Here is a 12,732-nt window from a genome sequence, read left to right as displayed (position 1 = left end):
CCGACCATCCTGTGCGGGCCGCCACCCTTCGTGCCGGGGGAGCAAAGGGAGGAGCTCAGGCTCCGGTTCTCACCCTAACGATGCCGCTTGAAGGAACTACGGCCTGATTTGCAAAAAGGCCGCAATCCTTGCTCGGCACGGTCTTGAGGGAAGGCGAGCCTCAGCGATGCTCGACGACTTCGTCGCGCTCGAAGCGTGCCTTCGGACGGGAGGCATACTTATCATCGCCGGACCGGTAGCCGGCAGCGCAGGCGACGCAGGTGGCGTATCCGCTGTCCTCGAGTCCGAGGATCTTGTCGTAGCTCTTGGGGTCGAGCCCCTCGAGCGGGCAGGTATCGACGCCCACCATGGCGGCGGCAGCCATGAACTGGCCGAGTGCGATGTAGGTTTGTCGTACGTTCCATGCATGCCGGCCTTCGACGGTCATGTTGTTGCAGAAGCCGTCGATCACCTTGCCAAGGCCGGTGAGTTCGTCGGGTGCCTGGCCGTGAACGGAGGCGAGACGCGTCAGCCAACGCTCGGTGTCGGCGGGTGTCATGTCCGTCCTCGCGGCAAAGACCACGAGCTTGTCGGCATCGGTGACCTGAGACTGACCCCAGGACACTTCACGCAGCTGGGCCCGTTTCGCGGTATCGTCGACAATGAAGAACTTCCAAGGTTGCAGCCCGAATGACGATGGAGCGGCGACGAGGGCATCGACCAGTGCTTCCCAAGTCTCGGATGGAATGGAGCGTGAGGGGTCGAAGACCTTGGTGGCGTAGCGCCACTGGAGGGCGGAGGTGAGCTCGGCGGGAGTCATGAAAATGGGGTGACGGTTACTGGGCGTCGAGGCTGAAAGGGAGGGAGGCGGAGGGGAAGTCCTTCAAGGCGAGCGAGAGGACGACCCCGTATTCTTCGTCGAGGCGGTTGTCTCTGGCGGTGAAACCAAGGGAGCCCACGAAATGGTTGAAGTCGCGGTGGACGGTGTATTGCTGGACTTCGAGGATTCCATCATCGAGCTCCCAGATGTGGGTGGCACCGAGTCCCCACTTGTCATTCAGACGAACGTATCCACGCAGGTCGATCCGGTTGGAGTCATCCAGGATGGGATGGTTGTCGAGGTAGCGGTTGGCGATGGAGAACTCGAGGTTCTCGGTCGGCATGAAGCGGAGGCGAGCGGACACTTCGCTGAACCCGGATCCGTTGTCGAGGACGGGGAACTGGGTTTCAAGATTCAGGGACAGCCACTCCAAGGGGCGCCAGGTGACGTCGTTGTAGAGGTTCGAGAAATTCCGGTTCAGCTCCTCGGGGTCGTCGAAGAAGCTGTCGAGGTAGGTGTCGATGTAGAGCCACTGGTAGCTCTGCCCATCGCGCCGTGTGATGAGCTGGTTGCGCATGCCCATCCGCAGGATGTTCCAGTCGGTGAAGGAGTCGATGGCGGTGTAGCGGTTCGGAGCGAGGGTCCGTGGGCGCGTGGTGAAGTTTTCCCGGTCAATCTGTGGGAACAAGCGGCCGAGGTCGTTGGTATTGAGATAGGAAAACCGGGCGTAGGGCTGGAACACATGGAGCAGTCCGTCGAGTCCCCAGTCCCGGCTGACGAATCCTCCGTAGTCCCGGCTGAGCTTCATCGAGGCTTCGGCACCTGCGTAGAAGATCGCGCGGTCGACCGTCGCTGCGGGTCCGTTGATGCCGCTGTAGTTCGAGTATCCGGCTCCAATTTCGGGGGTGAGATTGAGCCATCCGCCGATCTTGAACTGGGTGGAAAGCTCCTGATAGGTGTGGAACCGGGTGAAGCCGGGGTTGAGGAGCTGGGTGGTGAGTGCTGGAACCAGCGGGCTGCCCGGAGGCAGGGCCTGGATCTGCCTGACGAGCTGCCGCTCGTAGGTGGGCAGGTTCTGGATGAGCGTTTCGGCGGTCGCATTGCCGGGAGGCAGGGCGAGGATGCTGTTGAGCGTGCTTTGGTTGGCGGTGCCGATCTCCTCTTCGACCACGGAAAATGAAGTCTGACCCTCGTGAAGGATGGGGAGTCCGAACAGGGGGCGTCTGGATTGTTCGAAGGTGATTTCCGGCAGCCGGGTATCCGAGCGATAGAAGTCATTGGGCCGGAATCGGGCGAGGACTCCGAACAGCGAGCTGTCATCGCGGCGGAAGAGCCCCAGCGTGTTGTCCGGATTGGGATCGGTCGAGAAGGTGCGCGGATCGAAGTCCTCGAGGAAGTAGTTGTCGCTCAGTGCGGTCAGGTTGGCATCGATCCTCCAGGCGTCACCGCCTTCGAACGGCAGGTTGAAGCGCTGTTGGAGCTTCACACGCCAGCGGTCTTCATTCAGCTGGGGGCGGGGCAGGCCGGTGCGGCTGATGGTCGGGTCGAGGTCGTTGGCGTAGTAGAAGGAGAAGCCGGTGTAGTTCGGGTTGCTCTTGAGGCTTCGGCGGTCGACGAGGTCGAGCCCGGCAGCGACGCCGCGGGACGTACGCAGGTCGAAATTCCAGCGGGAGAGGAGCCAGCGGTCCTCGCCCTCGCCGAGCATGATGCCGTAGCTGTTCAGCAGGTAGGCACCCCAGTTCGAGCGGGCACCGGGGATGAAGTGGTAGCCGAGTTCTCCGTCAAGCGGCTGGGAAAAGTAGGGGAGCCAGAAGATCGGGGTATCTCCGGCATAGAGCTTCATGTTCTTGAATTCCACCCGGTCGTTCGGGAAGACGGTAGTTTCACCGGCCCGAACCCAGACGGCGGGATTCTCCACGTCGTGGGTGGTGATGCCGGCATCACGACCGACAAAGACGGTTTCACCATCGCGCTCCTCCATGGTGAAGCCATCGGCTTCGAGGAGGAGAGGGTCGACGCCGGTCCTCAGACCTGAGGCGTCGATCTTCTGGTCTTCCATGAAATAGACGACCCGCTTTCCGCGCTGGACGCCCTGTCCCTGATAGATGCTGACATCTCCCGTGAGGGTGACGGTCTTGGCGGTGTCATCGAGCACGCCGTGATTGGCGAAGATCTCAATGCCGGTTTCGGTCTTCAGCTTGACGTTGCCCTCAACGATCAGCTGTTTCTCCTTGCCGAGGTAGCGTCCCCGGTTGGCGGAGAGGCTCATGCCGGTATCGGCCACGGCGCGCACGGCCCCGCGGGACGTCACGGTTTCGGTGGCTTTGACGAAGTCGGCTCCGCCATCGAATTCAAGCTCGACCGAGCTGGGGCGCGCCGGTGCCACGTCCGCCGCATCGATCAGATCGATGTCGGTGGGGAGGGGAACCGGGGCGACAGGCCCGATGGGTGCCGGTTCGTCCTCGGCGAGATCGGGTTGCTGCGCGGAAAGGATCAGCGCGGAGCTGAGAAAGAGGGAGGAAGTAAGCCTCATCGAGGCAGGATCACAGGGGCTACCGACTCGCAAGTAAAGGTGGAAAGCGATTGCGGGGTGAAGGATGTGGGGGATGATGGGGGTGCATGGAGGGGACGAATGGAATCATGGGGATTGTCGGGGCCTCGGGCTTCCTCGGCGGGGCGCTCGCCGAGCTGGCGCATCGGCGTGGCTGGCGGGTCGTGGGGTTCAGCCGGAAGCGGAGGGAGCCCGGTGGTCCGGTGGACGAATGGAGGGAGTGGTCCGATCGGCCGGACCTGTCGAGGCTCACGGTTTTGGTGAATCTGGCGGGTGAATCGATCGCGCAGCGTTGGACGGAAGGGAACCGGGAGAAGTTTCATGCCAGCAGGGTGGGGGTGACGAACGCGGTGGTGAAGGCGATGGTGGAGGCTGACCATGGCCCGGGGATGCTGATCAATGGATCGGCGGTCGGAATTTATGGAGATCGTGGCGATGAGGAGCTGACCGAGGCAGCCCATCCGGGGGAAGGCTATCTGGCGGATCTGTGCGTCGAGTGGGAGAAGGCGGCCCAGCCGCTCGTCGAGCGTGGAGTCGATGTCGCCTGGTTGAGAACCGGGGTGGTGTTGGGGCGCGGTGGAGATGCGTGGGAACAGATGCGGAAGGTGTTCTCGCTGGGACTGGGAGGGAAATTCGGATCCGGCCAGCAATGGATGCCGTGGATCCACGTCGAAGACCTGGTCGGCGCGATGCTTCACCTGGCGCAGAATCGGGTGACGGGACCGGTCAATGGAGTGGCTCCCGAGCCGGAGAGGAACGGTGACTTCACGAAGAAGCTGGCCTCGGCGCTGAGTCGTCCGGCCTTCTTCCATGCACCTGGCTGGGGGCTGAAGCTGGGCTTGGGTGATTTTGCCGGTGCCTTGTTGGCCAGCCAGCGGGCGCTTCCCGATGCACTCCTGAAGAGCGGGTTCCGATTCAGGTATCCGTCGCTGGATTCGGCCCTGGTCGAGCTTTGCTAGCCTGCCGGCTCGATTTCGGGCCACCGATTGCGCTTGCGCAGGGACGGGTCGCCCGATTGGGTTTCTTTCAGCTTTATGGCGGCCCCACAGAACAAGATTGCGTTGGTCTTCGACTACGACCAGACGCTCAGTCCGAAATACATGCAGGATGACGTGCTCTTCCCCGAGTTCGGAATCAATCCCGAGCAGTTTTGGCAGAAGTGCAACAACCTGGTCCGCGATGCGCAGTGGGACGGTGAGCTGGCCTACCTGAAATGTCTGCTCGACTACCTCGAGATGGACCAGGTGAGCAATGCCCGCTTGAGGGAGCTGGGTGCGGGTTTGAATTTCTTCCCCGGGGTGCCCGAAATTTTCGACGAGCTGCCCGGTCAGGTGCTGTCGCCCGATCACGAGGCGGCCGGTATCCAGATCGAACACTACATCATCTCATCGGGCCTGAAGGTGCTGCTCGACGGGTCGCCACTGAAGTCCCGGGTGAAGCGCATCTTCGGCTGCGAGTTCGGTGAGAACGAGGCGGGCCACATCGCCTTCCCGAAACGGGCGATTTCCCACACCACCAAGACCCAGTTCCTGTTCCGCATCAACAAGGGGATGCTGGAATACACGCAGGATGTGAACGACCACATGCCGGCCGAGCTGAGGCCGGTCCCCTTCGAGAACATGGTGTATGTCGGCGACGGGCCGACGGATGTGCCGTGTTTCACCGTGATCACCCGGAACGGGGGACATGGCATCGCGGTCTATAATCCGGAGGATGAAAGCGGGAGGAGTTTCCGCAAGTGCTACCAGCTCAGTGCCCATGCGAACCGGGTGAAGCACATCGCGCCGGCGGACTACCGCCAAGGGAGTCATCTGTGGTTGTTGCTGAGCGAGATGGTCCGCGAGATCGCGGACCGGATCCTGCGCCAGCGGAGGGAGGAAACCGAAAGCGGAACGGTGGCGGCCCCCACCTTCTGATCCGTCGAAGGAGGAGAGTCTGTTAGGTCAGCGAGGTTCGATCAATTTTTCATGTCAGAGAAGAAGCATTTTCATTTCGTCGGTGTCTGTGGCACGGCGATGGGTTCGGTGGCTGCTGCGATGAAGCGCAAGGGGTTCACGGTGACGGGGTCGGATGCCAACGTGTATCCTCCGATGTCGGATTTCCTGCGCAGTGAAGGCGTGGATCTGACCGAGGGGTATGCGGCGGCGAACATCCCGGCGGAGGCGGACTCCATCGTCATCGGCAACGCGATCAGCCGGGGCAATGAGGAAGCCGAGGCGACCCTGGAGCGGCGCTTGCTGTATGTCTCGCTGCCCGAGGTGATGAAGGAGCATTTCCTCCGCGGCCGGAGGAACTTCGTGGTCAGCGGGACCCATGGGAAGACGACGACCAGCGCCATGCTGGCATGGTTGTTCGAATCCGCGGGGCGCAATCCCGGATGGATGATCGGCGGCCTGCCGAGGAACCTCGGCTGTGGCGCGCGTTTCACGGATTCGGATTTCAACGTGCTGGAGGGGGACGAGTACGACACCGCCTTCTTCGACAAGCGTTCCAAGTTCCTGCACTACCTCCCGGAGGTGGCGATCGTGAACAACATCGAGTTCGATCACGCGGACATCTACAACGACATCGATGAGATCAAGCTCACCTTCAAGCGCCTGATCCGGATTGTTCCGCGGACGGGCAGGGCGGTGGTCAATGGCGATGATGCCAACTGCCTCGACGTGGTGGTGGATGCGCCGTGTCCGGTGACGCGCGTGGGCTTTGGTTCGAACTGTGACATCAGGATCGTCGATGTGGACTATGCGCGCGACTGCAGTTCGTTCACCTTGGAAGGCGAACGTTACTCGGTGCGAATGCCCGGTGAGTTCAATGTGAGGAATGCGGCGATGGCGGTGGTCGCCGGTTTGCTCGGCGGGTTGTCCGTGGGCGAGATCCAGGATGGCCTCCATTCCTTCGACGGGGTGGCGCGGCGCCAGGAGGTCCGGGGTGAGGAACGGGGCGTCAAGGTGGTCGATGACTTCGCCCACCACCCGACGGCGATCCGGCAAGCGATTCAGGCGCTGCGCCAGCAGCATCCGGATGGAAGGCTGTGGGTCATTTTCGAGCCCCGCTCGAACACCACGAAGCGGAAGGTCTTCCAGCGCGAAATCGCTGAATGTCTCGCGGGTGCGGATGTGTCGATCATCTCGGCTCTACCCGACCCGGAGAAGGTGCCGCCATCGGAAAGGCTCGATCCTGCCGTGGTGGCAAGCGAAGTGCCCGGTGGGCGTGGCCGCTACATCGCCACGGTCGATGAAATTGTCGAGGCCGTGGGCAATGAGGCCGTGAGCGGCGACGTGGTCGCGGTGCTCAGCAATGGCGGGTTTGGTGGAATCCACTCGAAGTTGCTGGAGCGTTTGTCCCGCGGCGAGTGACTCCACACGGAGTCGAAAGGTCAGTTGCCGGCCAAGCGGTGATTCATGTTGATGGAGCGTCGCAGGGCGCTCATCACCTCAACCAAGGCATTGTATTCGCCGGTGGCCTCGCGGCAGTGCGGATTGACCTTTGTGTTGCGGCTGACGTGGCGACCGATCTCGCCATAGAGCTGGTTCATCTGGGTGTCCAGCAGGCCGAGCTCGGCCTTGTAGGAAGAGATCTTGCGATTCGCTTCGCCGATCATCTGGAAGGCTTCCGCAGCTTCGGAACGGTGCTTCTTGCGTTCGTTGTCGAGGTTCTCATCGATCTCGTCGAGGACGAGATTTCGCTCGGCGATGCGCGCGGCGACCTTGTCGCGGTCGATCTTCAGGGCTTCGAACTGGCTCCGAAGTTCGCTCATGCGGGCCCGGGTGGTGGCGGTGGTCTGCTCGTCTTCCCGGGACTCGGACTTGAGCACTTCGAGCTTGGTCTTGAGCCCGTCGTACAGTCGCCGGAGCCCGCGCGCGTTGCGCACGATTTCATCCCGCTCACGGGCGAGGTGGTCGAGTTCCTCGAGAAGTTCGGAGCGTTCTCCGTCGAGTTGCTCCTGCTTGGTCGATTTGTCGGTCAGCAGGGCGGCCCGCTGATGGTGGGCCTCGGTGAGCATCGACTCCGCGCTATGCAGCTTCTCGGTGATCGACGTCTTTTCCGTCATCAGCCGCCGCAGGTTCCAGTATTCGATCCCGAGTTCTTCGACGGCCTCCACGCGATTCCAGACCCGCTGGCCGAGCAATTGCTCGGCTTCGCGCAGCAGGTGCGTCTCGCTGGCCGCCTCAGCCATGCGGCGCTGCTTGCGGCTGATGCCGAAAGCCAGCGCCATCCGGGCGATGAAGTAGCGGGTGGGGGTCATCGATTTGATTTCAGGAGCCGACGGCTGGAATCAGGAGTCGGCGATGGTTTTTTTCAGTTGTTCAATGACGCTGTGGTCTTCGAGCGTCGTGGTGTTGCCGCTGACTTCGCCGGTGCTCACCAGTTCTTTCAACAGACGGCGTATGATCTTCCCGGAACGCGTTTTTGGCAAGGCTGGGGCGAAGTAGACATTGTCAGGTTTTGCAATCGCCCCGATCACCTTGCCGACGTGATCCCTGAGTTCCTTCTGCAGGGCGGGGGTGCTCTTGATGCCACCCTTCACGGTGACGAAGCAGACCACGGCCTGGCCCTTGAGGTCATCCGGGCGCCCGATCACGGCGGCTTCGGCCACCGAGGGGTGACTGACCAGCGCGCTTTCCACTTCGGCGGTGCCGAGTCGGTGGCCTGACACGTTGAGCACATCATCGAGGCGACCCACGATCCAGAAGTTGCCCTTCTTGTCACGGCGGGCGCTGTCGCCGGCGGTGTAGAGCCCGTCGTAGTCGGCCCAGTAGGTCTTCTTGAAGCGGGCCTTGTCGCCATAGATGGTCCGGGTCATCGAGGGCCACGGCTTGCGGATGACGAGGCGCCCTGCTTCGTTGGCCTTACACTCGTTGCCGGCGTCATCGAGGATGGCGGCGTCCACGCCGAAGAAGGGCAGGGTGGCGGTGCCGGCGATGGTGGGCGTGGCGCCGGGGAGTGGGGAAATCATGATCGCTCCCGTTTCGGTCTGCCACCAGGTATCCACGATCGGACAACGGCTGCCGCCGATCTTTTCGTAGTACCAGCGCCAGGCCTCGGGGTTGATCGGTTCGCCGACCGAGCCGAGCAGTCGCAGAGACGACAGGTCGTGACCATCGACGAACGAGTCGCCTGCCTTGATGAAGGCGCGGATGGCGGTTGGGGCGGTGTAGAAAATGGACACGCCGTATTCCTCGATCATCTGCCAGAAACGACTGAAGTCCGGGTAGTTGGGAGCCCCCTCATACATGACCTGGGTCGCGCCCATGGCCAGGGGACCATAGACGATGTAGCTGTGCCCGGTGATCCAGCCGACGTCGGCGGTGCACCAGTAGACATCCTCATCCTGCATGTCGAAGATGTACTTGCAGGTGGTGTAGGTGCCGGTGAGGTAGCCGCCGCTGGTATGCAGGATGCCCTTGGGTTTCCCGGTCGAACCGGAGGTGTAGAGAATGAAGAGCGGATGCTCCGAGTCGAAGGCCTTGGCCTCATGCTTGGCGGAGGCTTCCGCGGCGAGCTCGTCCCACCAGAAGTCACGCCCCTTCTTCATCTTCACGTCCTGACCGGTGCGCTTGTACACGATCACGCTCTTGACGATCTTGGTGCGGCTGAGGGCTTCATCGACGTTGTCCTTGAGTGCCACGGTCTTGCCACGGCGCCAGCCGCCGTCCGCGGTGATCACGTGGGTGGCTCCGCAGTCCTCCAGCCGATCGAGGATGGACTCTGCGGAAAAACCGCCGAAGACCACCGAGTGCACGGCGCCGAGCCGTGCACAAGCGAGCATGGCGATCGCGGCCTGGGGGATCATGGGCATGTAGATCAGGACCCGATCCTTGGCCTTCACGCCCCGAGCGATGAGCACGTTGGTGAACTTGCAGACTTCCCGGTGAAGCTGGGCATAGGTGAGCACCTGCTTGTCGCCGGGTTCACCCTCGAAAATGATCGCGGCCTTGTTGCGGCGCGGTCCACGGGCGTGGCGGTCCAGGCAGCTTTCGGTGACGTTGAGCTTCCCTCCGACAAACCATTTCGCATCGGGGGCCTTCCAATCGAGTACCTTGCTCCATGGCTTCTGCCACTCGAGTTCCTTCGCTTCGCTTGCCCAGAACTTGGCCGGTTGCTCGACCGACTCCTTCCACATCCGATTGTATTGGGCCATGCTGGAGACCCGTGCATTCTTCGCGAAATCCTTGCTAGGTTTGAAAACTTGCTCCTCGAAAGGGGTGTTAACGCTCTTTTTGCTCATCTTTTCTGGGGTTTGCGGCCACGTGGTGCGCCGGTGAAGGGCGGTAAACTAGCGGTCCAGACTGAGCCCCGGCGATTCAAAACTTCCTGCCGCGGCCGGGTTTTTTGGAACGGGATGAGGGGGGACGTCGAGCGCCGCGGGTGGAGCGTTCGTCGCTTTCGTATGGATCCTGTTTCGGGCGACGCTTGGTGACCTTTCGCGCGGTCTTTTTCGCGGTCTTTCTCGCCGTCTTCCTGGCCGTCTTGCGCGCACCCTTGGCGGGGGCGTCACGGCGATCTCCCGGGCGTCGTGCCTTGACCCGGGCCTTCCGACCGGTCGGGTTCTGGAGCAGGAGTTCGATCTCCTTGGGCTCAAGGTAACGCCATTTCCCCGGAGGAATGTCGGTCAGTTCGAAGGAACCGATGCGGATGCGGATGAGGCGCTGGACGGTGTAGCCCAGGGTCTTGAACATCACGCGGATCTGCCGCTTGTGGCCGGTGATGAGGACCACCCGGATGCGGCGTGGAGAGAGCCGCTCGACCTCCTTGGCAACCATCTTGCCATCTTCGGTGTAGAGGCCACTCAGGAATTGCCGCAGGTGTTCGTCGGCCACCGGTTGGTTGGCCGTGACGATGTACTCCTTCTCGATGTGCTTCGAGGGATGCAGCAGGGTTTGGGAAAGGTTGCCGTCGTTGGTGAGGAGAAGCAGTCCCTCGGAATCGCGGTCGAGGCGACCCACATGGTTCAGGTGTTGGAGTGAGCCCGGCAGGAGCTCGAAGACGGTTTCACGCCCGAATTCGTCGTCCTTGGAACTGACCAGTCCCCGTGGCTTGTTGAGCATCACCACGCCTGTTTCCTTGGGGGAGACGCGGCGCCCGTCGAGTTTCACGTGGTCGTCCGGGCCGACCCGCTGTGCGGGGTTGAGGCAGGGCTGCCCATTGATTTCCACATGACCTTCCTGGATGAGTTTGTCGCACGCACGACGCGATCCTTCTCCGCAGGATGCGAGATACTTGTTGAGTCGGGTGCCTTGGTCCATGGGGATGCGGTGATTGGTGATTTCGATTCTCAGCGCCCAAGCGCTGTGGGTCGATACAGAAAGGGCGCGGCCTCAGAGAGGAACCGCGCTCTTCGAAAAGGATTCGGGGAATCGAGCTGGGTCAGGCTTCACCCTTGGTCTTCGGGAGACCGATCGGGCTTTGGCCTTCTTTCCACTCGCCGCGTTGCTTCATGAGCTTGACGCGTTCGAAGCGCTTCATCACGGAGCGCTTACCTTCGGCTCCACCCTTGAGTTTGAGGCTGCTGTGCTTGGACATGAGAAAAAGTAGTTGAGGCTGATCCCGTCTGACGGGGCGCGGAAACTAGGGGGGTCGAGGGCGGATGGCAAGGGGAAAGAAACGCGATTCCAGCGCAATTCCCGGGTCAGCCCAGTGCCTACGAAATCAGACCGTTCCGAAGATCCGGTCCCCGGCATCGCCCAATCCCGGCAGGATGTACCCTTTTTCGTTCAGACAGCGGTCCAGCGCAGCGGTGAAAATCGGGAGCTCCGGGAAGGCGGATTCCAGATGCTCGACCCCCTCGGGGGCGGCGACCAGGCAGGCGAAGCGCAGGTGGACGGCTCCCGCCTTCTTCAGCGCGGAGATGGCTTCGGCCGCCGACCCGCCGGTGGCCAGCATAGGGTCGAGGACGATCACCTCGGCCTCCGCGAGATTGGGCGGCACTTTGAAATAGTAGGGCTCGGGTTGGAGCGTTTCTTCATTCCGGGCGAGTCCGATGTGGCCCACCGAGGCCTCCGGCAGCAGGTCGGCAAAGCCATCGAGGAATCCGATGCCGGCGCGGAGAATCGGGGCGAGCACGATCGGGCGCTGGAGTCTTGCCCCGGCGGTCACCTCCAGCGGGGTCTCGACGGAGGTCGGCCGCGTCGGCAGATTGGCGGTGACCTGCGGAAGCATCAACGAGGCCACCCGGCGGATCCGCTGGCGGAACTCAGCCGATGGGCATGCTCGATCCCGCAGACGGCCGATTTCTTCATGGATGAGGGGGTGGTCGCAGACTTGCAGCATGCGGCACATTCCTCTTTTGACGCACCGACTTCAATCCTCAAGCGGTGGCGGGTCGCAGTCCCCCCAATTTGGCAGACGCGAGGTCTGAGGGATGGAGGTGCCGTCCGGGACAGCACTACTTCACCCCCTCATACCGCATTCCAGCCGATAAAACGAGGTGAATCAGGGCTCCGGGTATCCGCTGCATGACGCTTGGTGAACGAGAGGCGAGTCCTCTGGAGGAAGCCTTGAAACGAAGTGACAGCGAGGGGGCATCGTGATCCAACAATGAGCCGGGGGGCGGTCAATCACAGCCAACCAGCCGGGGGTCCCAGTCGATCAAGGATGGGATCGACGGCAACGGCTGCAACCCAAGGGTGGGTGCTCTGAACTGGTCATGGGGACCCGGTCCTCTGTTTTCCCTGGTGCGGCACCGATCCCACGAGTTGCATCGACCATCTGACCGTTTGAACCTTCATGGCCGGTATGCTAATCATGGGCCGATGGCCAAGCGTGCGATGATACTTCTGTTGATGCTGCTTGGTCCATGTCGGCCGGTCTTGGCGGAGAGGAAGGATCCGTCATTGATCCAAGTCGAGATCGATGTGCCAAGCAGTGGATGGGATCTGAAACTCAAGAGTCTCCATCTCAAGGACGGGCAATTGTGGGTCGTGGGAGAACTGGTTTTGTTGAACGACAAAAGCCTGCCACGAATTTCAAAGGTCACGGATCAGCTGCCGGTTGCCGAGGAGTGGAGCAAGCTGCCTCGACGCCTTCTGATCACCGGAAAGACATGGAAGGAATCATTCTTCAACGGCCCGGACTGGAAGCGGGAGGACGCCTATGCCGCCGTCACTCGGGCGCAATTGCAAAAAGCGCTTGAGGGAAGCCGGGAAATCTACAGTCGGCCAAGGGGTTCGGATGCTCCTGGGTTCGTCGGCTTGACCCGAGCGCAGGCAACGGAGTTGGCAGGGCGGCGTGGCTTCACATGTTTTTTTGCGAATGATCCTTGGGCATCTTCCGTCACCACTGACATCGATCCGAAGCGTGTTACCCTGTTCATGAGCGGGGGGAAGGTCGTGAGGGCAACGAGGCGCTGAGTCCCAGTTCGCGGACCATTCCGTGCGGCTCG

11 protein-coding genes are annotated in these 12,732 nt (G+C 61.9%); 4 read left to right on the top strand and 7 right to left on the bottom strand.

Features of this window, described 5'->3' with window-relative positions; all coding sequences use genetic code 11:
* Positions 1-160: 160 nt before the first annotated feature.
* Together JIN81_RS05630 and JIN81_RS05625 are read right to left on the bottom strand one after the other, a co-directional pair.
* Positions 161-799 (bottom strand): NAD(P)H-dependent oxidoreductase, encoded by a 639-nt coding sequence (locus tag JIN81_RS05630; protein WP_200277498.1) that lies wholly within the window; start codon positions 797-799, stop codon positions 161-163.
* A 16-nt stretch (positions 800-815) separates the two neighbouring features.
* Positions 816-3,332 (bottom strand): LPS-assembly protein LptD, encoded by a 2,517-nt coding sequence (locus JIN81_RS05625; protein WP_200277497.1) that lies wholly within the window; start codon positions 3,330-3,332, stop codon positions 816-818.
* Positions 3,333-3,418: 86 nt separating this feature from the next.
* On the opposite strand from JIN81_RS05625, the gene JIN81_RS05620 reads away from it, so the two are divergent.
* The 3 genes from JIN81_RS05620 to mpl all read left to right on the top strand — a co-directional run bounded on the left by JIN81_RS05620 (position 3,419) and on the right by mpl (position 6,706).
* Positions 3,419-4,309 carry a TIGR01777 family oxidoreductase gene (locus JIN81_RS05620; protein ID WP_234044507.1) on the top strand — a complete coding sequence of 297 codons (891 nt, stop codon included), beginning with the start codon at positions 3,419-3,421 and terminating at the stop codon, positions 4,307-4,309.
* 75 nt (positions 4,310-4,384) lie between these two features.
* Positions 4,385-5,266: an HAD family hydrolase gene (locus JIN81_RS05615; protein WP_200277495.1), complete on the top strand. Its 882-nt coding sequence runs from the start codon at positions 4,385-4,387 to the stop codon at positions 5,264-5,266.
* A 51-nt stretch (positions 5,267-5,317) separates the two neighbouring features.
* Complete coding sequence (gene mpl / locus JIN81_RS05610) at positions 5,318-6,706, top strand: UDP-N-acetylmuramate:L-alanyl-gamma-D-glutamyl-meso-diaminopimelate ligase (protein WP_200277494.1); 1,389 nt, start codon at positions 5,318-5,320, stop codon at positions 6,704-6,706.
* A gap of 20 nt (positions 6,707-6,726) precedes the next feature.
* On the opposite strand, the gene JIN81_RS05605 is transcribed toward mpl, so the two are convergent.
* From JIN81_RS05605 to upp, 5 genes are all read right to left on the bottom strand, one after another.
* Complete coding sequence (locus JIN81_RS05605) at positions 6,727-7,596, bottom strand: hypothetical protein (RefSeq protein ID WP_200277493.1); 870 nt, start codon at positions 7,594-7,596, stop codon at positions 6,727-6,729.
* Positions 7,597-7,626: 30 nt separating this feature from the next.
* Positions 7,627-9,579 carry an acetate--CoA ligase gene (gene acs / locus JIN81_RS05600; protein WP_200277492.1) on the bottom strand — a complete coding sequence of 651 codons (1,953 nt, stop codon included), beginning with the start codon at positions 9,577-9,579 and terminating at the stop codon, positions 7,627-7,629.
* Positions 9,580-9,655: 76 nt separating this feature from the next.
* Positions 9,656-10,597, bottom strand: a complete 942-nt coding sequence (locus tag JIN81_RS05595) for a pseudouridine synthase (protein WP_200277491.1) — start codon at positions 10,595-10,597, stop codon at positions 9,656-9,658.
* Positions 10,598-10,718: 121 nt separating this feature from the next.
* Positions 10,719-10,874, bottom strand: a complete 156-nt coding sequence (locus JIN81_RS05590) for a small basic protein (protein WP_200277488.1) — start codon at positions 10,872-10,874, stop codon at positions 10,719-10,721.
* A 126-nt stretch (positions 10,875-11,000) separates the two neighbouring features.
* Complete coding sequence (gene upp / locus JIN81_RS05585) at positions 11,001-11,621, bottom strand: uracil phosphoribosyltransferase (RefSeq protein ID WP_200277486.1); 621 nt, start codon at positions 11,619-11,621, stop codon at positions 11,001-11,003.
* Between the two features lie 512 nt (positions 11,622-12,133).
* Between upp and JIN81_RS05580 the strand changes: the two genes are divergently transcribed.
* Entirely contained in the window at positions 12,134-12,700 is a 567-nt protein-coding gene (locus JIN81_RS05580) for a hypothetical protein (RefSeq protein WP_234044505.1), read from the top strand.
* The last annotated feature ends 32 nt before the right edge of the window (positions 12,701-12,732 follow it).

It is taken from the genome of Haloferula rosea (assembly GCF_016595525.1).
GTDB classification, from domain to species: domain Bacteria; phylum Verrucomicrobiota; class Verrucomicrobiia; order Verrucomicrobiales; family Akkermansiaceae; genus Haloferula; species Haloferula rosea.
Note: the sequence above shows the minus strand (reverse complement) of the source record. Positions and strands in the feature narration are given on the sequence as shown.